The following is a 24,347-nucleotide window of genomic DNA, read 5'->3' as shown; positions in this document are numbered from 1 at the left end:
ATCAGTTAGCACTTACAAAGTAAAACTGCCAGAGTCAGTGTCTTCCCTAAAAAAGTGTATGTAACTCCACAGCTAAATAAATTATTCTCTATTGGATCATACAGAGGCAAGGTGCAAAGTCAGACAAAGCATCTATTTATCTTTTTAAAAGTAATAGACAATAATTTAAAATGTCTCTAATACATAGGAGTGTTATGAAATGAGCCAAAAATGGTTGGAATGGGCAAAGAGGATTCAAGCTTTATCACAATCTGGATTAGCCTTTTCTAAGGATATATACGATATCGAACGATACGAGGAATTAAGAGCTATAAGTGCTGAAATTATAGCGGGACATACAGGAATAGAATTTCAAAAGGTACAGGATTTATTTACTAATGAAACAGGTTATCAAACTCCCAAAGTAGACGTCCGTGGAGTAGTTTTCAAGGATAACAAGATTCTCATGGTTTGTGAGAGTATTGACAACAAATGGTCCTTACCAGGTGGTTTTTGCGATATTGGGTTATCTGCATCTGAAAATATTGTAAAAGAAATAAAAGAGGAATCCGGGTATGAGGTAAAACCTATTAAATTGCTTGCATTATTGGACAAAAATAAGCATCCTCATCCACCAGAAGCATATCATTATTATAAAATATTTATCCGCTGCGAAATAATTGGAGGGACACCAGCAAGCGGTGTCGAGACAAGTAATGTTCAATTTTTCTCTCCTACTAATTTACCGCCACTTTCTACTAACAGAAACACAGAATCACAAATAATCACTATGTTTGAATACCTGCACAATCCGGATAAAGATACGATATACGATTAAACAAATATGGAGGCATTCCGAATGATTTATGTAGTGCGTCACGGAGAGACAGATTTAAATAAAGAAGGCAGATTACAAGGACGCATGGGTCTACCTTTAAACGAGAAAGGTAAACAGCAAGCAAGAGAAATGAAAGAAATGTTAAAAACTGTACAATTTGATCTAGTTTTTTCTTCTCCCCAAGAACGAGCAGTTCAAACTGCTGTAATTATAACAAATTTAGAACCTATAGTAGATTCTAGGTTAGACGTTTTTGACTTAGGAGAGGCAGATCAATCAAAAAAAGAAGAAGTAAAACTAAAAGGTGCAATACCTGATCCAACTATATACAAAGGCGTGGAGGATATAAAATCCTATGTTGGGCGTATATTTGATTTCATGGTGCAGCTTGAAGAGCAATATAAAAGTAATAGTGGAAATATACTTATAACCGGTCATCGTTGTACTACAGGATGTATAGGGGCCTACTTCAAAGGAATACCTGAAGATAAAAATATCTTATGTTATTCCTCAAACAACGGAGAATTTAAAATATACACATTTAAGGAGGAGTTAAATGTTCATCGTTAATGTGGAGGGCGCTATATACAAAGAGGGAAAGTGGCTCTTAGTGAAACGAAGCGAGAAGGAAGAACATGCTGCTGGAAGTTTGGCATTTGTGGGTGGCACAGTAGATCAAGAGGGTGATGCAATTGACATATTTGAAAGAACGTTGCACCGAGAGATCAAAGAAGAGGTAGGTATTGAAGTTACAAACCTTCAATATGTAAACAGTTCTTCCTTTATATCAGATACTGGAAAATCTGTTGTTGATATTGTCTTTGTCTGTGACCATTCATTTGGTGAACCATACGTCAAATGCAGAGAAGAAGTGGATGAAATAGTTTGGCTGACGACTGAGCAAATATTAAGTAGTGATGAATTCCCTGATTATTTCAAGAGAAATATTACTCTAGCAGACCAATTTAAAAATACATGAAAAAGTAAAATAGTCTCATGAATAAAACCTAAAAGTCTTTATAAACTTGTAATTAAAAATATAAATGGTATAATTTAGAAAAATAATTATAAGATAATTTCAAGAAAAACATATATTAGACTTAAGGGAGAAAAGAACAAGATGAAAAATTCTCGAAGTCGAGTGAATAGAAAGACTTTTAAAAGAAAGAAAGTTATATATACTATAACGATTAGTTCTATTTTACTGATGTCTGCAGTCATTTTCTTTGCCATCAATTTATCGTGGGAGGCAAAGCATGCGAATAATAAAATATTTGCGCCATTGATTAAGGACCTTGAAGAAGACACAAGTACGAAAGAAGTAAAATCTAAGTCTCCGTTTTCAATACTTTTAGCTGGCATTGAGCATGGAGAAAATGAAAAGTATGGTCGATCAGATATGCTAATTGTTGCAACAGTCAATCCAACTACCAACAAAATGTCAATGGTTAGCATACCTAGAGACACTTTAGTTTATATAGAAGGATTAGATAAAGAAGACAAAATAAACCATGCTTATTCAAATGGTGGTATCAATTGGACAACTGATACAATAGAAAACATGTTAGGGATACCTATTGACTATTACGTATCGACAGATTTTCAGGGTTTCCAGGATATAGTTGATACTTTGGGAGGGGTCGAAGTCGACGTTCCTTTTACCTTTAAAATTCAACTCGCTAATTTTGAGTGGAAGACCTATACAGAGGGACCTATGTTTTTAGAGGGAGACGAGGCTCTAGCATATGTACGTATGCGTAAAAAAGATCCAGAGGGTGATAAAGGACGAAATGAAAGACAGAAGCAAGTCATCCAATCACTTTTAAGCGAAATGACCAATGTGAGTATGATTACTAAAATAGATGATTTAATCAAGGATGTTGGAGAAAATGTCAAAACCAATATTCCTTCCTCAGACTATATAAAGCTAGCTAAAATGTATCAGCAGATAAAAGGAACGCCCATTGAACACTTACAGTTAGATGGTACAGGTAAAACCATATACAATAAAGAGGCTGGCCATGATCTCTGGTATTTTATAGCAGATGAAAACTCTATAAACGAAGTAAGCAAAAAGCTTAAAACTAACTTAGAGGATATTACTTATAAGGCGAATTCAGATGAAGTAAAGGACTTAACAATAGGTAACTAAAGTGCATCAGGATTATATCCTGATGCTTTTTTGTGGAATTTTTTAATACTTTGATCTAATTAACTTGCTTCCATGATTAAATTTTGTTAATATAACTGACGAACGTTCGTTAAAAGGAGTGAGAGATGTGAAAAGCCAAGAGCTCAAAGAATCAGCTCTTAAATATTTTACAATTCACGGCTATGAAGGTGCTTCGCTTTCCCAAATCGCTGAAGATGTGGGTATGAAAAAACAGTCTATTTATGCACACTATAAAGGTAAGGATGACCTTTTTCTTCAGGTTTTAAGAGATGCCAAGCAAACTGAATTGGATACTAAGTTAGAGTACTTTCGTCCATTAAACTCTAAGGATCCCCAGAATGATTTGTATGGATTCCTGCAAATGGTCATTAATCTTTTTCAAAAAGATGAGCATTTAAAGTTTTGGTTACGTATGTCATTTTTCCCACCTGCTCACTTAGCGAAGGAAATTGAAGAGGATGTACTTGATATAGAGAAACAAGTGCAAGCTATGTTAGAAGACAAATTTAAACAATGGATGGATGAAAATTTGGTTATTGGTGAGTCCGCGTTAATATTGACTTATGCATTTCTAAGCATGGTAGATTCAATGATGCTTGAACTGGTATATGTCAATGAAGAAAAACGTTTACACGAGAGGCTAAATGCCTCGTGGAAAGTATTTTGGCGAGGCATATCTATTCATTGATAGTAAAGAAAGAAGTGTATATATGAATAAATCTATAAAAGAACAAAAATCAGTAATTATTATCTTATTAAGTAATATTTTCATCGCGTTTTTAGGAATAGGACTCATTATTCCTGTGATGCCATCGTTTATGAATATCATGCATTTGTCCGGAAGCACAATGGGTTATTTAGTAGCAGTGTTTGCTGTCGCTCAACTGATCACATCTCCATTTGCTGGCCGCTGGGTAGACCAATTTGGTCGTAAAAAAATGATTACCGTCGGTTTACTATTATTTAGTGTTTCCGAGCTTATTTTTGGGGCGGGTACAAACGTCTGGGTACTATACCTTTCAAGAGTATTAGGAGGCGTTAGTGCTGCATTTATTATGCCGGGTGTTACAGCATATATTGCTGATATTACGACGATTCAGGAGAGACCTAAAGCAATGGGCTATATTTCAGCAGCCATTAGCACAGGTTTTATCATAGGGCCAGGGATTGGCGGATTTATAGCAGAATTTGGGGTTAGATTGCCATTCTACTTTGCAGCAGGAATAGCATTTATCGCCTGTATTTCCTCTTTGTTTATACTGAAAGAACCACTTTCAAAAGAAGAATTAGCGGAAATATCAGCTAACAGTAAACAAACCAATTTTGTAGGCGATTTAAAAAAATCACTAAAACCAATGTACTTTATAGCTTTCATTATTATATTTGTTTTAGCCTTTGGTCTATCTGCATACGAAACGGTTTTTAGCCTATTCTCTGATCATAAGTTTGGTTTTACACCAAAGGACATCGCTGTCATTATTACCATAAGTTCCATATTTGGAGTAGTAGTACAAGTATTTATGTTTGGAAAGTTAGTAGACCTTTTAGGCGAAAAAAAACTAATTCAAATTTGCCTAATTGTAGGAGTGATTTTGGCATTCATTTCTACGGTCATTTCTAGCTTTATAATAGTCCTTATAGTAACGAGCTTTATATTTCTTGCATTCGATTTACTCCGTCCAGCACTCACAACATTTTTATCCAGAGCAGGCGGAAAAGAACAAGGATTTGTTGCGGGCATGAACTCAACATATACGAGTTTAGGAAATATTATTGGACCTGCACTAGGTGGTATCTTGTTTGATGTTAACATCAATTTTCCATACATTTTCGCGGGTATAATCATGGCAGTCGGCCTAGGGATTACATTTATGTGGAAAGAACAACAATTCAAAGATAGTTTTCTTAGTTAACGATAAGTATAGTTCTAATAAGAAAAACACAATTTAGCATCTTTTCCTGTAATGAAGGTGAACACTACATTACAAAAGAAAAGATGCTCTTTTTAATTCATTAATTAGCATAATTGTAGCGGCAGGCGGCGACAACGGCGGGATTGTGAGCCAAATGAACCCAAATGTAGTAGGTTCCTAGCACCCACTCATCTTCAGGAATTTGCATAAGAGCCCGTCAATGTTCCGGTGTAAGAAATTCTCTACCTCTCGGAATTTTCATAAAGTATCATCTCATTTCTGTAATTATTCAGTTAATTAATTTAATTAAATAACAATAGAGTGTACTCTATTGATACAAGTGTCGGAGACAGATAAAATCATAGTTAAGAGTGTCTCATAAGACTTGTCTCAAAAACGAGGTGATATTTTGCGAAAAATCGGTTATATACGTGTCAGTTCAACTTGCCTGAATCCTTCAAGGCAATTTCAGCAACTGAACGTAATCGCAAGGGATATTATTTTTGAAGAAAAAATTTCCGGAGCAACAAAAGATCGTGAGCAACTTCAAAAAATGTTAGAGGATATACAAGAAGGTGACATCATTTATGTTCGGATTTAACTCGGATTACTCGTATTAAACAAGATTTATTTGAATTAATCGATAACATACGAAGTAAAAAGGCAATTTTAAAATCCTTAAAAGATACTTGGCTAGATTTATCAGAAAATAATCCCTACAGTCAATTCTTAATTCCTGTTATTGCGGGTGTAAACCAATTGGAACGTCATCTTATCCGTATACGGCACCATGTAGAGACTGAACTGGCTAAGAAAGAAGGAAAGTTTAAAGGTCGGTTAAAGAAGTACCATAAAAACCATGCAGGAATGAATTATGCAGTAAAGCTTTATAAAGAGGGAGAAATGACTGTAAATCAAATTTGTGAAATCACAAATGTATCTAGGATCTCATTATATAGAAAGCTATCGGAAAGGAAATTTTGATGAGATATACCAAAGAGCGGAAATATAGAATAGAAAATAAGTTCCATATAGAGGTGGGAATATATGCCTAAAATTGACAATCTGTTAGCGATTCTATGGATGCTTCGTTCAGGTGAAAAAATTACTGCAAAACAAATTTCAGAAAAGTTAGAGATGAATATAAGGACTGTGTATCGTTATATTGATACAATTTCAACGAGTGGCGTACCTATAATTTCAGAACCAGGACATAACGGTGGATACACTTTATTGAACAATTTTATTGAGGCACCTCTTTTTTTTGATTTTGAAGAGCAAACTTCACTATTTCACGCTGCTGTTTTTGCAGAAGAAGCCGGATATTATGGAGGTGAAGCACTAAATAGGGCCATTACAAAACTAAGTAAATACTCAAATCAAGAGCAGGAAACAAAGATAAACCAACATTTAACTAGTCTTGAAGTAATAAGTCGATTAAGTTCACTCTCTATGGAACCTTTTTTGAAGGAGTTGGAGCAGGCTGTAACTGACGGGTACTCAGTAAAAATTCTTTACCATAAAAGTGGCGAAAAGCAATTAAATTATAGATTGGTCGATCCGTACAGAATTATCTATTGGAATAATAAGTGGTATGTGATTGGCTTTTGTCATCTTAGGAATGATATCCGTAGTTTTAGAGTAAATCGAATTGAAAGTCTAATGCTAACCGCAAAAAAGTTTAACCGACCAGAAAATTTTTCAGCACGTGACTTTTTTATGAAAAATCTCCTTCCTACTATAGAAGATAAGGAAGGGATTACTTCTTTAGTTATTAATGGAAATGAAAGTACGCTGAATGATGTTTGCCAACATTGGTTTTTAGGACATTATTTACATGAACGAAATTCAAATCAAGCAGTTTTCCTTCTTGAAAGAGATATAGTACATACATATATACCTCATTTACTTTTACCGTACGGTAAATCTATTCAAATTATAGAGCCAATAAGTCTAAAAAAAAGACTTATTGAAGTTCTGTCGGAATTAATAAAATTTCATCAAGTATGATAACTTCCCTGACGCTAGCTGTCAGGGAAGTTATATTATAATTAGTATATAAATGTGATTGGGAGTGTTATTCGATGCAAACAAAAAAAGTTTATCTATATGTATTTAACACAATGTCAGACTGGGAATATGGGTATTTAATTGCCGAACTAAACACAGGAAGATATTTCAAAAAAGATATAGTACCTTTAAAAGTAGTAACAGTAGGAGCTAATAACGAAATGATTACCACGATGGGGGGACTTAGTATAAAACCAGATATTTCCCTTGATGAGTGTACTCTTGAGAGTAAAGATCTTTTAGTTTTGCCTGGAGGGACTACTTGGGGAGAAGTTATTCATCAACCAATCATGAAAAAAATTGGCGAAGCCTTAAAGCTCGGCACTATTGTCGCTGCAATTTGTGGTGCAACTGAGGCTCTTGCGAATATGGGATACTTAGATTCTAGAAAACACACAAGCAATGACTTACAGTATATTAAAATGGTCTGCCCTAATTATAAAGGAGAAAAATATTATGAGATGAGACCTGCGGTATCTGGTGAGAATTTGGTTACTGCATCAGGGGTTGCACCTCTGGAATTTACGATAGAAGTATTAAAAAAATTAGATGTATTTGCACCAGATACATTACATTCCTGGTATAACCTAAATAAGACTCATAAACCTGAATACTTCTTCCAGTTAATGAATTCAATAAATAGATGAGCTAAAAAAATCAACTTAGCAGATTTATATAAGTTAAATAAAAACCATGCTTTAGACAATGTCAAAGCATGGTTTTTAGTATTGAAAATTCCTTAACGTTGTAAATCCGCATTTTCCTGATGGTACCCCTAGCGAAGTATTCCCATTAATTATTCACTAGATAAAAGCCGTGTTCTCTTAGAAAGGGTTTCATATACTACTTAACCGATGTGAAATTCGGTATAAATAATAGGAAGTAGTGAATATATGTTCTTTAAAAATAAAAAGCACTTTTGGTTACCAAGTAAGCCTAAAGATAAGCAAAGTCATTTAAAAACAAGTACAAAGCAAAATAATATCGAACGTATACCAAATAAGGTAGGTATTGTAATGCCTGTTTACAATCAAGAAAAACAATATTTGATTGAATGTGTACATGCTATTGAACAACAAACCTATAAAAATTTTTCACTTGTGATTGTAATTGATGGTGCAAATGAGGAAACCGTTAAAACCGTTTATGAATTATCCAGTTACTTAACTTGCGACTTCATCATAATCGATAGGAAGATAAACAAAGGAATTGCCTACTCATTAAATGAAGGATTTGACAAACTCAAAGATTGTTCCTATTTAACTTGGATCTCCAGTGACAATAGACAAGCTCCCAATTTCCTAGAAAAGTTAGTTGAAACTATGAACACTTCACCATCAAATACTGCTCTCGTTTACTCCATGTATAGTCCAATTGATGAAAATGGAATGCCGCATCCTTCCACTCCATATTTTTACCCAGCTCTATACAAGATGATGAATCGTTCAAAAGAAGAGATCATGATGGTCAGTTTCATCGGTGCATCTTTTCTTTATACAAGAGAGGCTTTTGAAAAGACTGGTGGCTATGATTCTAAATACGACTTAGTATCTGATTATGAATTTTGGATTAGATTAATGAAACAAGGAGAATTTGTTTTTATACCTGAACCCTTAATGGAATATCGCTTAAACGGCAAACACTCATTAACAACTCTTACTCCTCCTGAGGAACTATATCTTAACAGCATGTCTGCTAGCTTAGAACACCGAACGAAAAATGGAGACATACCTAAGGTTTCAGTAATAATTACTGCTCACAATCATGGGAACTTTATAAAAAAATGCTTACAAAGTGTTTTTGATCAAACTTTTAAAAACTTTCATGTAATAGTTGTAGACGTTGGCTCTACTGATAATACCTTAGAAGAGATATATAGTTTACATGATACCCGTACTATCCCTATTCATATTAAGCAACGGACTAAAGCAGAAGCATTAAATATTGCTTTAGACTATGTGTTGGGTGAATATGTCCTTGAACTTGATGGTGATGACTGGATAGAACCCATTACTTTGGAGGTCTTGATTAGTGAAATGGATAATTTATCCTCTAAAGTAGGGATGGTTTTTGCAAATAGAAGGCTCTGGTATGAGGAAAACGGCGTTTTAGTCGAGGGGGACATTTATAAAGGCTCACCATTAAAAGATAAATATAAAATTCTAGAGAGTTTTCAGACTCACTGCCCTAGAATGTATCGGTATTCTGCACTAAAAGAGCTAAGCGGATGGATGACTACTTTACGAGGAGAACCACTAATTGCTGAAGACTTCATGATGTTTTTACGAGTCGCAGAACGCTTCAAAGTTCACTGGATTGATCAAACCTTATATAATCAGCGCAGACATAATAAAAATATAACAATTATTCAGAAGGAAAATTTAAATAAACAGTTTCGTATGGTAGTTGATGAAATGCTTATCCGTTGGGGAGATTCCTATAAAGCAAATTTTGAAGAAAGTGATGGCTATATTACTAAAATAAAGCTTGAAAAACGGAGAAAAGGAGACAGACAATGAAAGTGATGATTATATTCGGTACAAGACCTGAAGGAATCAAATTCGCGCCTATTATTAAAGAGCTTCAAACGAATAAAAAATTTGAAACTGTTTTGGTTAACACCGGGCAACATATAGAAATGCTCGACCAAGTTTTATCCTTATTCTCCATAAAACCCGAATACGAACTAAAGCTTATGAAAACAAATCAAAAGCTAGAGGAATTATCCGCAGAACTAATACAAAAACTAGGTGAGGTTTTGGATAAAGAAAAACCTGATCTTGTTTTTGTTCTAGGAGACACTGCGACTACATTTGCAGGAGCATATACATCGTTTTTAAAACGTATCTCGGTAGCACATGTGGAAGCAGGTCTACGCACACACAATATTTCTTCTCCTTTTCCCGAAGAAATGTACCGACGAATCGTAACTAAGTTAAGTGATTATCACTTTGCACCAACTGAAAAAAACAAAGAGAATTTATTAGCTGAAGGAATTCCACAAGAAAGAATTATAATAACAGGGAATTCAGTAATAGATGCTCTTTATGACATTACAAATAGACCATATGTCTTTCCTGATCATCTGCAAAAAATATTTGATAGAGGAAAGAGAATTCTATTAGTTACTACTCATCGACGTGAAAATTTTATAAAGCTAAAAGGAATATACGAAGCTCTTACCAGTCTAGTAGAAGAGTTTGAGGATATTGAAATTATTTTCCCGGTGCACCCGAACCCTAATGTCAGAAAAGAGGTTAAAGATCATTTTCTAGCAAGTACTAAGAGTTCCACTATTCATATTATCGAGCCGCTAGACTATGAATGTTTTGCACATGTTATGAAGAAATCCTATCTAGTAATCACAGATTCAGGAGGTATACAGGAAGAAGCTCCAGCATTAGATATACCCGTTTTAGTTATAAGGGAAAGTACAGAACGTACGGAAGGAGTAAAGGCAGGAACTTTAAAATTAGTTGGAACTGAGAAAGACGATATTTTACAAGCAACTCGAATGTTACTCAATAATCCACAAGCATATGAAAACATGGCTCAAGCTAATAATCCATATGGAGATGGTACCACTTCCGAACAAATCTCATCCTATCTTGATAAAATTGCAAAAAAGATATGAGCATCTGAACTCATATCTTTTTTAAATCGGCTATATTAAAGTGACAGGTTAATTTATAATTTTAAAAAATGAGTTGGAGATACATTTTCCAGCTCATTATTGTTTTGATTTGCTTTTTTATTAAAGCACTTGTTAGTTTAAATAAGAACTTTTTATATTTTATCTTCTTTTATCCATGTCCAAATTCGGTAACTTCCGAATACTGATACTAAAAAAAGTAAAATCATAAATATAACGTAAATGGATAATCTATTGATTTCTTGTAACCCTTCCCTGTTAGCCACTGTCCAAATGGATAAACCAAATAGCATCAAGTAACAAAATACATTAGGAATAATCCATGCGATTCTCTTTTTGTATTTCAAAAATATTCCCCCTCAAACTATATATGAATAACAGTATGAATAGATTCCAAATAAGCCGTTAGTTTAAGTGTACCATTACACAAACAATACCTCCTCATGAAAAACAACCTTTGTCGTTAACAGAGCCTTTCTGTCCAACCTATAAACTCTAACCACCTAAGATAGAAGATTGTCCATTTTTATTAATATTCTATTGATTCTAAAAATATAGAATGTTATATTCTAAATAAATAGAATTATAAGGAGAGAAATGCATGGATGTTTTAAATCTTTCAAGTAAAGAAAGAGAAACTTATGAAGTAGAGATTAACTATTCAATATTATGGGAATCTGCCTTAGGTATTGCAGCAATTACTAATACACGTCTATTAAACACTCTAGAAAAGCAAGCATCTTTTTGGGATTCCATTAAAAGTAGTTTGTCAGCGGGAATACTAAAAGAGTTAAATTATGTTGAAGAAAATAATACTTGGAAAGCTTTGCTTTTACTTTTACATGTGAAGGATTTTAAGAGTCTTAAGGAATTTACTTCTTATATAGATGAGTTATCTGCAGAGGAACTAAGGTTGACTTGTATGCCATACTTAGGAATAAAACATCAATACCTAAGACAAAGTGCTTCATTGGGGGATTTGACTTCTTTACAAAAAATGAAGGAAATTGCTAAAGATAATCCATTTTACCCTGCTTACATTGATTTTGTCTGCCAAGTAGATGGAGATAAGCTTAAACAGCATTTGACTAAAATAATGAGCGTTTGGGTTGAAGAGGTTATAACAATTGATAAGCAGAAAGAGATTACTAAAATACTTCAGGCAGATTATGAATCAAAGAGTAAGATGAAAGAAACTTTAAATAGTTTTGAATTAGTGGAATGGGCTACAGGCGGAGTTACTTACCATCCGGAGCCGAGCGTCACAAAGGTATTATTAATTCCTCAGTACATCTATAGACCATGGAATATAGAAGCGGATTTAGAAGGTACAAAAGTATTTTATTATCCTGTGGCAAATGAAAGTATTACACCAGAGGACCCATATACACCCAATCATTCACTAGTTCTTAAATATAAGGCGCTGGGTGATGAGGTTAGATTACGAATGGTAAAAATGCTTTACGAAAATGACCATACATTACAGGAAATTACAGACCACTTAAACCTTGGGAAATCAACTGTTCATCATCATTTAAAAATATTAAGGTCAGCGAGAATTGTTGCAATAAAAGATAATAAATACACTTTAAAAAGAAAGCCTTTAGATTCCATTTATATGGAACTAAATTCCTTTCTAAATCAATGAAACAGAGTGTTGTTTTTCATAATAAGAGCTTTTTAGTACTATGGATAGGAAATATCATTTCGGAACTAGGAGGAGTCCTAGGTACACTATGTAACTCATTTTTAATCTATCAGCTAACCAATTCTACTTTAGCGCTTAGTAGTATGTGGCTTCTATATTTTATACCATCATTGATTCTTCAATTATTTATTGGCCCATTCATTGATCGTTGGAGCAGAAAATGGATCATGATTCTATCACAGTGGGCTAGGGGAATAATTTTTATTCTTCCATTAATAGCTCTTGCTTCAAATCAATTAGAAGTATGGCATATTTATTTAGTACAAATAGTTGTCGGATTAATCACACCGATCTATACACCAGCCAATCAAGCTATTACACCTACGATTGTTCCTGAAGAGCTTTTGACTTCAGCGAATGCATACAATGACGGTGCTATAAGATTAATGACATTTATAGTTCCTTTCGTTGGAGGTATGATCATTGAGTTTCTAGGGTTAATCCCCTCGTTATTAGTAGTATGCTTAACGCTACTTACTAGTGGTATTCTCTTATTGTCTTTACAGGAAAAAAGGAATGCATTTACTGTGAGGAAAACGTGGCTAGAGCAATTTACAGAAGGGATTTTATATTTTTTTAAGCAGCGTATAATAGTTTGGCTAGGGATTTTTTTAGCATTTGTGCAATTTGGTGTAGGAGTAACAATGATTATTACTTTGCCTTATATTACAGATGAGCTTTCTGGCTCCTACACTCAAGTCGGATATTTTATGGCTAGCTTCCCACTAGGTTATGTGATTGGCACTATGTTGGTTGGAAAAGTAAAGGCTAAAAGCCGTAGAATGTTAATGCTAGGCTCCTTAGCTGTAGGCGGGCTAACATTTATCTTTCTTTGCTTCAATACAAGTATTGTCCTTGCTCTCTTAACGGAAGGGATAGCAGGAATTGCGTTGGCCTTCTTTGGAGTACATAATATCACCATTTTTCAAAAATCAGTTCCAAATGAATTGATGGGTAAAGTTGCTTCCGTCCGATTGCTTATTATTAGAGGCGCAATGCCAGTAGGTGTATTAGTGGGAGGACTTTTAAGTGAGACATGGGGGATACGGCCCTTATATTTCTTCATCGGTTCAATTATTTGTACGGTATCCATAATAGGCCTGACTTTTCCTTATTTTAAATTCTTAAACAATTCTTCGGGAATTGAAGGGAATTAGCTTCTATTGATTGAATACTTTATATAAGAGCATATATAGGAGGTATCTAATTTGAACAAATTTTACCTGGTACTCTTTTTAATATTTCTTTTAATGGGCTGCTCCGAAAATGGAAATCCTACCCCTAGAGAGTTGCTGGGCGAAGAGAATGTTGATATTTTCCTAATGAACGAAGTCGTTTATGCGAAAGCTAGTGATATTGATTGGGTCACTGAGTCTGAATATACAATTGGAGAGGAAGTTGCTGAAATTAGTAAGCAACAGAACCGTGCAATAGGATTCAACAATGGAACAGCCAATATACTACCGGTCGGCACCAAAATATACGAGACAGGTCAGGGATTTGTTATTGCAATTGTAGGGGAAAAAGAGGTGCCTTATATTGCTTTACTTGAAGGGTGAGAAATGTTAATTTACTGTCAGTTTCAAATAAAATTCAATTGATTCATTTAAAAAAAACGGTTAATTTTTCAAATAAATTTATTAGGTAAACAAATACTTTAAAGGATGTGAACTAAGTGATTAGAAGCAAACGAGATAAATACTCGGTGCAGTTTTGATGGATAGCAGCATGCAACCGAGTACTAATGCTATCACCTAGGCTGCACTATCTTATTTGTACTAACTAAGAATAGGAGCGTAGCATAGATGAATATAGAAACTCTGAAAAAAGATTGGAAGATGGAAGAAATTGAAAGCTTTAAAGGGTGGGATTTTTCTCATTTGGAAGGTCGGTGGAAGGAACAAGCTACACCGTGGGATTATCGGAAAATCATCGATAAATATCTTTCTCCAGAGAACGTACTTCTGGATATGGGAACAGGTGGCGGTGAATTTCTGATAACATTAGGCCATCCCTTCGAACGGACTTCTGTTACAGAGGGATGGGAACCAAATGTGAATTTGTGTAAAGAAAAATTGGAACCTCTCGGAATTTGCGTTAAGCAGGTATTCAATGACTCTGAACTTCCCTTTGAGGATAATGTTTTTGATATTATTATTAATCGACATGAATCCTATGACGTAAATGAAATACGGAGAATCCTGAAAAAGGGAGGCATATTTATAACCCAACAGGTTGGAGGTAAGAACAACGAGTGGCTGTCCAATGCATTAATAAATAACTTTCAGCCCTTATATCCTAGCTTAAATCTAGAGAATGAAACTAAAAGATTTACTTCTGAAGGCTTTGCTATTTTATATGAGGGTGAGTATTTTCCATCTTTAAAGTTTTTGGATGTAGGTGCAATTGTTTACTACGCTAAAATTATAGAATGGGAATTTCCTGGGTTTACGGTCGATTCATGCCTTGAACGTCTAATAGAACTTGAAAAAGTGATGCAGCTTCAAGGATATGTAGAAAGCTATGAACATCGATTTATATTAGTTGCTCGTAAAAGCTGAATGGTAACTTATTATACTGAACGGTCATAAATTTTTTTATCCGGTCATAAATCCTACTTGAACGGTCATAAAAAAAATTATCCGGTCATAACGAAGAAATCTTCTTTGACAAATAGGAAATTAAGCATAGTATGGACTGGTCTTTTTAACTGAAATACAGATTCTACTAACAATTGTAAAGGAAAATACCCTCTACTTATCGAATTAGTAATTACTAATCCTGATAGTAGAGGGTTATTCGTTATTTAGCACACAAAAAAGGGGGAGATACGAAAGTAAAGATGTATATATAAACAGCCGGTTGATCTTAGAACAATAATTTAAAGGGGAGATATAAAAATGACCAATTATACACCCAAGAAAAAATATTATATTCCAACTAACATTGAGGACAAACTTTCAAAGGACTTCGTTCAGGGAATCACGCGTAATTTTGAAATGTTAGATGAGATGGAAGGTGGAACAGCTAAGACGATTAAGGCCGATACAACTGGACGTACAAGGATTCAAGAATTAATTCAAATTGCTTTTGATCATGCTAGGGATGGGGATACTTTGATCCTTCCACCGGGCCGTTATTGGCTTGAGAAAAACACCAAACTGGATGATTTTCCAAACAATGACCAACCATGCTTGCTACTTAGGGGGAAAAAAAGAATTCATTTGGTTGGTTACGGTGCTGTGTTATTTACTAGAACACATGCCCAAGGGATCTTAGAGCTACAACAATGTGAAAATTGTATAATCGAAGGCATTAAGTTTGAGGGGTATGGGGAGTTTCCAGGAATAGACCCAGTGACTGGATATGGAGAAAAAGGGACCAAAGCTGGAGGCTATCCAACTTCAGGCTTTTGGAATTATAGAAAAAACAATAGCTTTGATACGAGTGAGCGCGCCAGAAATGATGGGAAGCCGTTTGGCATATTTGGTGGTGGATTTATAGGAAACGTAGGTAGTGGTGTTTTAGTACATCGAGGTTGCAAAAATATTATCTTTAGATCATGTGAGAGCAGTGGCTTTAACTTTTCCGGATTTGCGGTTGGACATCTAGGGGACTATTTGCCAACAGACTTAGAATACGAAAACAATGCCGACATTACCTTCGTAGAGTGTAATGCACACGACAATTACTCTAGCAATTTTGTGTTCTCAGCTGTTGAAAGACCTCGAGTGCTCAACTGTATAAGCGATCGGGCTGGACACCCGAATGCCTCGAAGCTCCATACTTACGTTGATCCAGGCTACGGTATAAATGCACTTGGAACAATGTTTCCTAAAGCAAATGATCTTTTAGTTTCTGGATGTACTTTAAGAGGAAACAAGCGGAAAGCTATTGATGGTCATGCTGCAGGCGGTTTAATAGCAACAGACAATTTAATATCAGACTCGATGGTCGGTGGTGTTTTCTATAAATGGACAAATGTAGACCAGTTTACAAAAGACTGCATCATAGTAAACAATAAAATCGAGGATTGTGGCTATGCCAAAAACCCTCTAGGAGCCATTTATATTGGCGGTGTTCAGCGGGAGTCAAAAGAAAATCAAGAAATGAACACTATCATATCTAACAATCATATAAAAAATTGCTTTGGCACAGAGGGTGTGATCTTTGCAGGAGCATTCGATCGTCTCATAATTGAGGGAAATATCGTTCATGGAATACCAGTGGAGTTAGATACCACTAACACTATTTTTGAGCCATATGTCATATATGCAGGATATTCCATAGCTTCTCAGCCGAACTTTGCCGGCAATATTTCTAATAATGTAATAGATGTTAATCACCCAAGAATTGCAGGTGGAATATTAGTTAGAAATTTACAGGACGGTACTGTTCAGGGCAACACAATTAAAACCGTTAACACTCTGACTTTATATGGCTTGAGATTATGGAACTGTAAAGAGGTTGGAGCAGTCGGCAACACAATAAAAATGGGCACAGAAGGTTTGCCTTTAGATGCAGAAACAACTGGAGTAGTTGCACACAACACCTTGGTTGGTGGAAATGCTGCATTTCAGCCTCTACAGGCTCAATCCATTATATTTACTATAGAAGCAAATAAAGGAAATGGAAATGTTCGTTTTAAAAATGGCCAATCATATGTGTCGATAATCGAGAGCCATGAAATGGGACTGGAGGTCAAACTTCATAATATTTCGTCAGGCATTATACCTACGGTGAAAGTATCTCAAACAGGAGAAAAAGGACTTCTAGGAGCTGAGCATTCAATCGACTATATTTACAGTTGTCAAGAATCTCATAAAAATGTCTTTATTGTTCTAAAGCCTTCAAAAGAATTAAGTCACATGCCTTTTTCAAGTATGACTAATGGTGGTCTTGAAATTGAAATCATGATTTAGTGATTAAAATGCTTAAAAATAATTTGACAATTTAAAGTATTCCTATTATCATAGACATTAACTTTTATGTTCGGGTATAGGTTGAAGACATTGAGAGCAATGTCGCCTTGAGAACAGACGAGCCGAGATGAGATAGCTGAGAAATTGTTTAAATAAGAGAAGTAGCATTAGTTCTGCAATTTAGAGAGTCAGTGGTTGGTGAGAACTGATTTGCAACTGATGTGAATGGACTTATGAGAGCCTCCTTGAGAATGTCTTTTTGTTTTAGAGGTGGACGTATTTCCTACGTTACAAGGAAAAAAGGGGGAGTATATATACTCCAACTAGAGGTGGCAACGCGGTTAACATCGTCCTCTTCATGGGAATTTTATATTCCTATGAAGGGGACTTTTTTTATTTAGCTTAGACGAGAAGAGAGCAGAGGAGAGATTAGATGAGAGAGTATATTGAACAGGTCCTTAGAAAAGAAGATTTATCATTCGAAGAAATGCAGGAAGCATCTAGAATTATTTTGGATGAGAGTACGGATATGCAATTGATAAAACAATTTTTAATTGCTTTAGCTATAAAAGGAGAAACAGCAAATGAGGTAGCTGCTCTTGCGACAGTAATTAAATCATTTGCAATCACTTTAAATGTTCCAGAAGGAAATTATATGGATAACTGTGGAACAGGAGGTGACGGATCAAATAGCTTTAACATTAGTACAGCATCTGCCATTGTAATAGCTGGAGCTGGCGTGAGTATAGCAAAGCATGGAAATAGAAAAATCTCTAGTTCATCTGGAAGTACAGATGTATTAGAGGCATTAGGTATTCAAACGAACTTAGATATCCAGGCTTCCTTGAATATATTAAACAAAGAAGGTATTACTTTTTTATATGCACCGATTGTACATCCAAAACTAAAAAGAATTGGACTGGTGAGACAACAAATTGGAAAACCGACTATCTTTAATCTTGTAGGGCCTCTTACCAATCCGGTTCCACTTCTCAGCCAGTACACTGGCATAAACCGTCCTGATTTTACAATAGAATACGCAAAAGTACTTCATATGCTTGGAAGAGAGAGAGCAATTGTAGTTTGTGGGACGGGTGGGATGGATGAAGCATCGCTTGTAGGAAAAAACTCTTTAGTATTAGTCGAAAAAGGTGACCTGATACCCTTCACCCTTAGTCCGGAGGATGTGGGACTTTCCTTTTATTCTCCTGCTGCTGTAAGAGGGGGTACAGCAGAGGAAAACGCTCAAATTATGTTGAATTTGCTTAACGGTAAACAGGATGCTTATTTTGATAGCGTAATTTTTAACGCAGGAATAGGACTCTACGCAAATGGAGCAGTGAATAATATACCTGAAGGTGTAAAACTAGCAAAAGACAGTATTCTCTCTGGCAAAGCACTTGATAAATTGAAAGCAGTTGTTGCTTATAGCAATCCTAATTTTGCTCAGGAGGTACTATCATGACAACTATTCTAGATAAAATTCTTAAAGAAAAAGAGACGCTCATCAATCAAATGATTCATGAAACAATTCCTGTATGTAAAAAGAGACTGAAAAGACCTTCGCTATTTGATAGGTTGGTTCAGAACAATAAGCTCCAAGTAATTGCCGAAATTAAACGAGCCTCTCCTTCAAAAGGGTTAATTCAAGGAATAGTAGATCCAGCAAAACAAGCATTAGTTTACCAAGAAGCTGGGGCTGCTGCAATATCTGTTTTGACAGATTCCCCCTTTTTTCAAGGTTCTTTTAAGGATTTACAAGCAGTAGCAGAAACCGTAGATTTACCGATCTTGTGTAAGGACTTTATCATTCATAAAGTACAGATTGATTTTGCTAAAAGTGCTGGTGCCTCTGTTGTTCTTCTCATTGTCGCAGCATTATCAAAGGAAAAAATAAAAGAATTATACACATATGCAATAGCGAAAGGTCTCGAGGTGCTAGTAGAGGTTCACAATATCCAAGAGCTAGAGGTAGCACTTCAATTAGACACTAAGCTTATAGGTGTAAATAACAGAGATTTACGCACTTTCCAAGTAGATTTATCTCACACCGGTGAATTGGCAAGTAATTTCCCTTTTAACGAGGGACGGGTATTAATTAGTGAAAGTGGTATTTGCAATAATGTGGATGCAATACAGGTTGCAAAATACGGTGCAAGTGCTGTATTAGTAGGTGAAGCTTTAATGCGAAGTGATGATCCGTATAAGACACTTCGTACATTGCAGGTGGAACGTGAAGTGATGGTCCAATGACTAAGGTGAAGATATGTGGATTGATGGAGAAAGAACATGTGGTAGCAGCAATAGAAGCTGGCGCGGATGCTGTTGGATTTGTTTTTGCACCAAGTAAAAGGAGAGTCACATTATCACAGGCTCATGACTTAGCAAAATGCATCCCTAAAGAAGTGTTAAAAATTGGCGTTTTTGTCAATCCAAATAGCGATGAACTAGAACAGGCAATTCGAGAGGTTCCGTTGGATTTAATTCAATTACATGGTAATGAGGAACCAGATTTTATAGAAAATATTAAGTTTCCAACCATTAAGGCCCTATCTATCAGAGAAAGTCGTGATGTGGAAAAAGCGAAAGTGTTTAATACCGATTATATGCTGTTCGATGCTCCAGGAAAAGATTTTAAAGGAGGAAGTGGAGTAACGTTTGATTGGCAACTGTTAAATGATCTCAGCATTTCCCCTAATCAGATAATTCTAGCTGGTGGTTTAAATGCATCAAATATAAAAGAAGCGATTAGAAGAGTGAAGCCCTTTATGGTGGATGTATCTAGTGGAGTAGAGGTAAATGGTAGAAAAGATGAGCAATTGATACGCGAATTCATTCAAACGGTCAAAGATGAGGAGAGATAAGCATGGTACAAACAAAAGCTGGGCGATATGGACGTTTCGGAGGTCAATTTGTTCCTGAGACACTTATGACTGCTTTAGTAGAATTAGAGAATGCCTATAAAACAGCAATCGAAGATGCTTCCTTTTTAGAAGAGGTAGAATATTACTTAAAGGACTACGTGGGAAGAGAAACTCCTCTCTATTTTGCTGAACGTCTTACAAAGGAAATCGGTGGAGCAAAAATTTTATTGAAGAGGGAAGATTTAAATCATACAGGCGCTCATAAAATAAACAATACAATCGGCCAAGCGCTACTGGCAGTCAGAATGGGTAAGAAGAAAATTGTAGCAGAAACAGGTGCAGGCCAGCATGGAGTTGCTACTGCTACTGTTTGTGCACTGTTTAATCTCGAGTGCATTGTTTTTATGGGAAAAGAAGATGTTCGCAGACAGGAACTGAACGTTTTCCGGATGGAGCTACTCGGTGCAAAGGTTGTATCGATAGACCAAGGCTCTGGAACTTTAAAGGACGCAGTCAACGAAGCACTTAGATATTGGGTTGCAAATGTCGAGGACACCCATTATATTTTAGGCTCAGCTCTTGGTCCCCATCCTTTTCCGAGAATTGTTCGGGATTTTCAACGTGTTATCGGTGTAGAGACTAAGAAGCAAGTACTAGAAAAGGATGGAAAACTCCCTAATGCCATCGTTGCCTGTGTAGGCGGAGGAAGCAATGCAATAGGAATGTTCCATCCCTTTATAGACGATTCAGAAGTGGCTTTGTACGGTGTTGAAGCAGCGGGAGAGGGTATTGAAACCGGAAGGCATGCTGCGGCAATCGCCGGGGGGAAGGAAGGTGTATTGCATGGAGCTTATATGTACGTCCTGCAAAATGAAGACGGATTTATACAGGAAGCACATTCAATTTCCGCCGGTTTAGATTATCCAGCGGTTGGTCCGGAGCATAGCTATTTACATGACATTGGAAGAGTGAAGTATCTTTCTGTGAAGGATTCTGAAGCATTAGAAGGATTACAATTACTAGCTAGAACGGAAGGAATTATTCCAGCCCTAGAGAGTTCCCATGCTATATATTTTGCAGCTAAACTTGCTAAGAAAATGAGCCCAGAGGATACAATAGTCATTTGTCTTTCTGGTCGTGGTGATAAAGACGTACACACAGTTAGAGATGCATTAGGAGGCTCAAATCATGTCTAAAAGAAAACTTACAAATGCATTAGTTAATTGTTTAAGCAGCGGCGATAAAGTATTTATTCCTTATATTATGGCTGGGGACGGGGGGCTGGATCAGTTAAAGGAGAGAGTTCTACTTCTCCAAGAGGCTGGAGCAACAGCTATTGAATTAGGAATTCCATTTTCTGATCCAGTGGCCGATGGACCAACTATCCAACAAGCTGGTGAACGAGCACTTAAAGTGGATGCTACATTGAAAAATATCATTGCTGAACTGGAAGGAATCTATCAAGAGATCCATATTCCATTAGTTATTATGACGTATTATAATCCTTTGTTGAGCTATGGATTGAGTAATTTTGCACAGGATTGTGAACGACTTGGTATTGCCGGGTTAATCGTACCGGATGTGCCCTATGAGGAGAGTGACATTTTGAGAATCGCCTTAAGAGAAACAGATGTAGCTTTAGTGCCTCTTGTGTCACTGACTAGCCCGAAAGAACGTATAGTTAAAATCGTGAATGCTGGAGAAGGTTTTATATACGCTGTCACGGTCAACGGAATAACTGGTACTCGTGAAAAGTTCAATAAAGACTTAGTAGAGCATTTGAAATCTATCAAAGAACTTAGTAATATACCAGTGATGGCAGGATTCGGCATATCATCTCCTGAGCAAGTAGAGGAAATGACTAGTATGGCTGATGGAGTCATTGTCGGAAGTGCAATTGTAGAGGCATTTCATAAAAAAGATTTGAATAAAATTAAAATCTTGGTGAAAGCTTCTAAACGAAAAATTATATCTTAAAAACATAGACACATAAACGTCTTTCTTACAGACTAACAATTAATAAAATGATCTTAAGCAATCCGAAATAATTCTATCTCGGATTGCTTTTTTATTGAAACATCTATTTTTAAAAGGGAATAAAAAGGGTTTTTAAAGGAAAGCTAGAATTTATTATAAAAGCTGCTTTACTCGGATAATCAACGAAATTAATCTCCAGTTGAATGGCTTTGAACAAGGATTTACTCTTGAAAAAGATTACTAGTAATTAAGATGGATATTTATTTCAAGATTATTAGAAATAAATGATATTACTACTAATGGCTGTTGAAATACAATCACAAAAAATACTGATGAGTAGGTGCGGTTAAATGTTAAAGATAAAGAATCCAAAAGATATTCATCTTCTTTCGGAATTTCTCGAGAAATTGAATCTCCAGCCTGAGTATCATATCGGTTATTGTGGAGTTATAGCTAAAGAAATTGAAGATACTATTCTACATGATTTCTCTGACTTAGACTTTGAGCACTCATTTGTCATTGCCACTGAACATGCCATTATTAAAGGTGCTCTTGGCTTTGATGTGGATGAGCAATTAAGAACTATTGAAGTTTGGGGACCATTTGTTTTAGCTTCAGAGGAATATCGGGAGATAGCAGATGGAATGTGGAATCATTTAGTTTCACAGATGCCATTTGACGTAAAATCCTTTCAGTTCTTTGTTCATAAGGAGAATTTTCGTACAAGAGAGTACATTCGGGAAAAAGGGGGAGTGGAAATAGGACAGCATCTGATATTATCTATCATTAAGAAAAACCACTCATCTCCGCAAAACATCAAAATTTTACAATACAGCCCATCATTCGAAGATTCCTTTACAGCTCTCCATAATGCATCATTTTCTAATACTTACTATAATAGCTCCGATATTTTGAGACGTTTGGACAATAAAAATAAGCTTTTTATATTTGCAGAGGGTCTAGAAAAAGTTAATGGATATGTTTACGTAGAGATAGAATCAAGTCAAAACAATGGCTCTATTGAATATATAGCAGTTTCCAGTGATTATCAGAAGCAAGGAATCGGGACTCAACTTATTCAATCCGCTCTCAATTACTTATTTTCTTATGACACTATTAAAGAAATTACATTGAGTGTCAGAGCTGAAAATGAAAAAGCATTGGCTTTATACAAATCGGTAGGCTTTGAATTGAAGTATGAGCTCATAGCCTATAGGAAATAGTAGAAACACAAGGTCAACAGTCTGCTCCGATATTCAAATAATGAAAAAAGCAAGAACCCCCTGAAAGGATTAGTAAGAATATGAATCTAGTAGACAAGTAGATAAGTGAAAATTAAAAAAACCTAGTAATTTCCCGATATTTACTCTACAATTAGCACTAGGTACTAATCGTAGATAATAAGGTGGGTTATATGTATAAATTTGTATTAAGTATTGCTAAAATAATTGTAAGGATATTCGGGAAAGTAGAAGTGCTAAACAAGGAACTGTTGCCGCAACAAGAAGCATACATTGTTACTTGTACTCATAGGGGCTGGCTAGAAATTGTTATATTAGGAATTGCTATTCCAAGACCAGTTCATTTCATGGCAAAAAAAGAACTATTTGATAATCCGATAATCGGATTTCTTTTACGCAAAATCAATGCATTTCCGGTAGATAGAGAAAATCCTTCTCCTAGCACTATTAAAATTCCCGTTAAACTATTAAAAAGAAAAGAAGTTGTCGGCATTTTCCCAAGCGGAACTCGAAATTCAGAGGGAGCGCCCTTAAAAAGAGGCGCAGTAACTATTGCAAACTTGTCGAAATCCCCGATTGTTCCAGCCTATTATTACGGTCCTCGAACATTGAAGGAGTTAAAAAGAATGAAAAAAGCTGTAATAATGTTTGGTGAACCAATTTTCATAAATGTTCAAAAAAAAGACGAACTAGCTAGCTATACAGAACTACTTAATGAAAGAACAAAATTATTAGAAGAAGAAATACAAACTACATTAGAAAATAAAAAATAATAATCAGACCTAAGCCTTACATAACAAGAGACTTAGGTCTATTTTTAACATTACATATTTTTATTATAATTTGGTAAATGTTAACTTTTGAAGGTTATTAGTAGCAAATAGCTCCTGGATATATCTTGCTTTTTCTAAGTGGAAGTCGATAAAACCATGCTATAACAATAATATGAAGAGCATATATTAAGCTATATACGGCTTAGGTCTTACACTTAAACAGCTCTTCAGACCATT

General features: G+C 35.5%; 23 protein-coding genes, 1 pseudogene and 1 other annotated feature. Of the genes and pseudogenes, 23 read left to right on the top strand and 1 reads right to left on the bottom strand.

Annotated features, from left to right (window positions below; genetic code table 11):
• Positions 1-199 precede the first annotated feature (199 nt).
• From MHB55_RS10565 to wecB, 11 genes and pseudogenes are all read left to right on the top strand, one after another.
• Positions 200-817, top strand: a complete 618-nt coding sequence (locus MHB55_RS10565; protein ID WP_144536314.1) for an NUDIX hydrolase — start codon at positions 200-202, stop codon at positions 815-817.
• Positions 818-838: 21 nt separating this feature from the next.
• Positions 839-1,387 carry a histidine phosphatase family protein gene (locus tag MHB55_RS10560; RefSeq protein WP_340863189.1) on the top strand — a complete coding sequence of 183 codons (549 nt, stop codon included), beginning with the start codon at positions 839-841 and terminating at the stop codon, positions 1,385-1,387.
• The gene (locus MHB55_RS10555) at positions 1,374-1,796 is read left to right on the top strand and encodes an NUDIX domain-containing protein (RefSeq protein ID WP_144536319.1); all 423 of its coding nucleotides are present in this window, start codon (positions 1,374-1,376) and stop codon (positions 1,794-1,796) included. Before MHB55_RS10560 ends, MHB55_RS10555 begins: the two co-directional genes overlap by 14 nt.
• A gap of 141 nt (positions 1,797-1,937) precedes the next feature.
• Positions 1,938-2,969, top strand: a complete 1,032-nt coding sequence (locus tag MHB55_RS10550) for an LCP family protein (RefSeq protein WP_225321668.1) — start codon at positions 1,938-1,940, stop codon at positions 2,967-2,969.
• 127 nt (positions 2,970-3,096) lie between these two features.
• Positions 3,097-3,678: a TetR/AcrR family transcriptional regulator gene (locus MHB55_RS10545; protein ID WP_151109756.1), complete on the top strand. Its 582-nt coding sequence runs from the start codon at positions 3,097-3,099 to the stop codon at positions 3,676-3,678.
• Positions 3,679-3,700: 22 nt separating this feature from the next.
• The gene (locus MHB55_RS10540; protein ID WP_340863188.1) at positions 3,701-4,903 is read left to right on the top strand and encodes an MFS transporter; all 1,203 of its coding nucleotides are present in this window, start codon (positions 3,701-3,703) and stop codon (positions 4,901-4,903) included.
• A gap of 409 nt (positions 4,904-5,312) precedes the next feature.
• Positions 5,313-5,887: pseudogene (locus tag MHB55_RS10535) on the top strand (recombinase family protein).
• A 63-nt stretch (positions 5,888-5,950) separates the two neighbouring features.
• Positions 5,951-6,913: a helix-turn-helix transcriptional regulator gene (locus tag MHB55_RS10530; protein ID WP_340863187.1), complete on the top strand. Its 963-nt coding sequence runs from the start codon at positions 5,951-5,953 to the stop codon at positions 6,911-6,913.
• Between the two features lie 74 nt (positions 6,914-6,987).
• Positions 6,988-7,620 carry a type 1 glutamine amidotransferase family protein gene (locus tag MHB55_RS10525; protein WP_151109762.1) on the top strand — a complete coding sequence of 211 codons (633 nt, stop codon included), beginning with the start codon at positions 6,988-6,990 and terminating at the stop codon, positions 7,618-7,620.
• A 246-nt stretch (positions 7,621-7,866) separates the two neighbouring features.
• Positions 7,867-9,492: a glycosyltransferase family 2 protein gene (locus tag MHB55_RS10520; RefSeq protein ID WP_340863186.1), complete on the top strand. Its 1,626-nt coding sequence runs from the start codon at positions 7,867-7,869 to the stop codon at positions 9,490-9,492.
• Positions 9,489-10,607, top strand: coding sequence for a non-hydrolyzing UDP-N-acetylglucosamine 2-epimerase (gene wecB / locus MHB55_RS10515; RefSeq protein WP_191697129.1), 1,119 nt, complete (start codon positions 9,489-9,491; stop codon positions 10,605-10,607). The genes MHB55_RS10520 and wecB overlap by 4 nt, the downstream gene beginning before the upstream one ends.
• A gap of 152 nt (positions 10,608-10,759) precedes the next feature.
• On the opposite strand, the gene MHB55_RS10510 is transcribed toward wecB, so the two are convergent.
• On the bottom strand, positions 10,760-10,972 hold the full coding sequence (locus MHB55_RS10510) for a hypothetical protein (RefSeq protein ID WP_225216013.1): 213 nt from the start codon (positions 10,970-10,972) through the stop codon (positions 10,760-10,762).
• Positions 10,973-11,226: 254 nt separating this feature from the next.
• Here MHB55_RS10510 and MHB55_RS10505 point away from each other — a divergent pair, with 254 nt between their 5' ends.
• The 12 genes from MHB55_RS10505 (at position 11,227) to MHB55_RS10450 (ending at position 24,110) form a co-directional block, all read left to right on the top strand.
• The gene (locus tag MHB55_RS10505; RefSeq protein WP_340863185.1) at positions 11,227-12,273 is read left to right on the top strand and encodes an ArsR/SmtB family transcription factor; all 1,047 of its coding nucleotides are present in this window, start codon (positions 11,227-11,229) and stop codon (positions 12,271-12,273) included.
• Positions 12,270-13,490: an MFS transporter gene (locus tag MHB55_RS10500; protein ID WP_191697128.1), complete on the top strand. Its 1,221-nt coding sequence runs from the start codon at positions 12,270-12,272 to the stop codon at positions 13,488-13,490. Before MHB55_RS10505 ends, MHB55_RS10500 begins: the two co-directional genes overlap by 4 nt.
• A 51-nt stretch (positions 13,491-13,541) precedes the next feature.
• Positions 13,542-13,892, top strand: coding sequence for a hypothetical protein (locus MHB55_RS10495; RefSeq protein ID WP_340863184.1), 351 nt, complete (start codon positions 13,542-13,544; stop codon positions 13,890-13,892).
• A gap of 246 nt (positions 13,893-14,138) precedes the next feature.
• A complete protein-coding gene (locus tag MHB55_RS10490) occupies positions 14,139-14,894 on the top strand; it encodes a class I SAM-dependent methyltransferase (protein ID WP_154310775.1) in 756 nt (251 codons plus the stop codon).
• Between the two features lie 339 nt (positions 14,895-15,233).
• Positions 15,234-17,255, top strand: a complete 2,022-nt coding sequence (locus MHB55_RS10485) for a right-handed parallel beta-helix repeat-containing protein (protein ID WP_340863183.1) — start codon at positions 15,234-15,236, stop codon at positions 17,253-17,255.
• A 139-nt stretch (positions 17,256-17,394) separates the two neighbouring features.
• Positions 17,395-17,613, top strand: a binding site (T-box leader).
• 75 nt (positions 17,614-17,688) lie between these two features.
• On the top strand, positions 17,689-18,720 hold the full coding sequence (trpD, locus tag MHB55_RS10480; RefSeq protein ID WP_340863182.1) for an anthranilate phosphoribosyltransferase: 1,032 nt from the start codon (positions 17,689-17,691) through the stop codon (positions 18,718-18,720).
• Positions 18,717-19,508, top strand: coding sequence for an indole-3-glycerol phosphate synthase TrpC (gene trpC, locus MHB55_RS10475; protein ID WP_340863181.1), 792 nt, complete (start codon positions 18,717-18,719; stop codon positions 19,506-19,508). Before trpD ends, trpC begins: the two co-directional genes overlap by 4 nt.
• Entirely contained in the window at positions 19,505-20,119 is a 615-nt protein-coding gene (locus MHB55_RS10470) for a phosphoribosylanthranilate isomerase (RefSeq protein ID WP_340863180.1), read from the top strand. The genes trpC and MHB55_RS10470 overlap by 4 nt, the downstream gene beginning before the upstream one ends.
• A 2-nt stretch (positions 20,120-20,121) precedes the next feature.
• Entirely contained in the window at positions 20,122-21,315 is a 1,194-nt protein-coding gene (trpB, locus tag MHB55_RS10465) for a tryptophan synthase subunit beta (RefSeq protein WP_340863179.1), read from the top strand.
• Positions 21,308-22,096: a tryptophan synthase subunit alpha gene (gene trpA / locus MHB55_RS10460; protein ID WP_154310781.1), complete on the top strand. Its 789-nt coding sequence runs from the start codon at positions 21,308-21,310 to the stop codon at positions 22,094-22,096. Before trpB ends, trpA begins: the two co-directional genes overlap by 8 nt.
• A 350-nt stretch (positions 22,097-22,446) precedes the next feature.
• Positions 22,447-23,319 (top strand): GNAT family N-acetyltransferase, encoded by an 873-nt coding sequence (locus MHB55_RS10455; RefSeq protein WP_340863178.1) that lies wholly within the window; start codon positions 22,447-22,449, stop codon positions 23,317-23,319.
• A gap of 191 nt (positions 23,320-23,510) precedes the next feature.
• Positions 23,511-24,110 (top strand): lysophospholipid acyltransferase family protein, encoded by a 600-nt coding sequence (locus MHB55_RS10450; protein WP_144536362.1) that lies wholly within the window; start codon positions 23,511-23,513, stop codon positions 24,108-24,110.
• Positions 24,111-24,347 lie beyond the last annotated feature (237 nt).

This window comes from Psychrobacillus sp. FSL K6-1267 (assembly GCF_038003265.1).
Taxonomy (GTDB): Bacteria; Bacillota; Bacilli; order Bacillales_A; family Planococcaceae; genus Psychrobacillus; species Psychrobacillus faecigallinarum.
This window is presented reverse-complemented; position numbering and strand designations above follow the sequence as displayed.

Excerpts from the sequence above, each read along its gene's own strand:
- MHB55_RS10565 (WP_144536314.1), top strand. The coding sequence starts at position 200 with ATGAGCCAAAAATGGTTGGAATGGGCAAAGAGGATTCAAGCTTTATCA.
- MHB55_RS10560 (WP_340863189.1), top strand. The coding sequence starts at position 839 with ATGATTTATGTAGTGCGTCACGGAGAGACAGATTTAAATAAAGAAGGC.
- MHB55_RS10555 (WP_144536319.1), top strand. The coding sequence starts at position 1,374 with ATGTTCATCGTTAATGTGGAGGGCGCTATATACAAAGAGGGAAAGTGG.
- MHB55_RS10550 (WP_225321668.1), top strand. The coding sequence starts at position 1,938 with ATGAAAAATTCTCGAAGTCGAGTGAATAGAAAGACTTTTAAAAGAAAG.
- MHB55_RS10540 (WP_340863188.1), top strand. The coding sequence starts at position 3,701 with ATGAATAAATCTATAAAAGAACAAAAATCAGTAATTATTATCTTATTA.
- MHB55_RS10530 (WP_340863187.1), top strand. The coding sequence starts at position 5,951 with ATGCCTAAAATTGACAATCTGTTAGCGATTCTATGGATGCTTCGTTCA.
- MHB55_RS10525 (WP_151109762.1), top strand. The coding sequence starts at position 6,988 with ATGCAAACAAAAAAAGTTTATCTATATGTATTTAACACAATGTCAGAC.
- MHB55_RS10520 (WP_340863186.1), top strand. The coding sequence starts at position 7,867 with ATGTTCTTTAAAAATAAAAAGCACTTTTGGTTACCAAGTAAGCCTAAA.
- wecB (WP_191697129.1), top strand. The coding sequence starts at position 9,489 with ATGAAAGTGATGATTATATTCGGTACAAGACCTGAAGGAATCAAATTC.
- MHB55_RS10505 (WP_340863185.1), top strand. The coding sequence starts at position 11,227 with ATGGATGTTTTAAATCTTTCAAGTAAAGAAAGAGAAACTTATGAAGTA.
- MHB55_RS10500 (WP_191697128.1), top strand. The coding sequence starts at position 12,270 with ATGAAACAGAGTGTTGTTTTTCATAATAAGAGCTTTTTAGTACTATGG.
- MHB55_RS10490 (WP_154310775.1), top strand. The coding sequence starts at position 14,139 with ATGAATATAGAAACTCTGAAAAAAGATTGGAAGATGGAAGAAATTGAA.
- MHB55_RS10485 (WP_340863183.1), top strand. The coding sequence starts at position 15,234 with ATGACCAATTATACACCCAAGAAAAAATATTATATTCCAACTAACATT.
- trpD (WP_340863182.1), top strand. The coding sequence starts at position 17,689 with ATGAGAGAGTATATTGAACAGGTCCTTAGAAAAGAAGATTTATCATTC.
- trpC (WP_340863181.1), top strand. The coding sequence starts at position 18,717 with ATGACAACTATTCTAGATAAAATTCTTAAAGAAAAAGAGACGCTCATC.
- MHB55_RS10470 (WP_340863180.1), top strand. The coding sequence starts at position 19,505 with ATGACTAAGGTGAAGATATGTGGATTGATGGAGAAAGAACATGTGGTA.
- trpB (WP_340863179.1), top strand. The coding sequence starts at position 20,122 with ATGGTACAAACAAAAGCTGGGCGATATGGACGTTTCGGAGGTCAATTT.
- trpA (WP_154310781.1), top strand. The coding sequence starts at position 21,308 with ATGTCTAAAAGAAAACTTACAAATGCATTAGTTAATTGTTTAAGCAGC.
- MHB55_RS10455 (WP_340863178.1), top strand. The coding sequence starts at position 22,447 with ATGTTAAAGATAAAGAATCCAAAAGATATTCATCTTCTTTCGGAATTT.
- MHB55_RS10450 (WP_144536362.1), top strand. The coding sequence starts at position 23,511 with ATGTATAAATTTGTATTAAGTATTGCTAAAATAATTGTAAGGATATTC.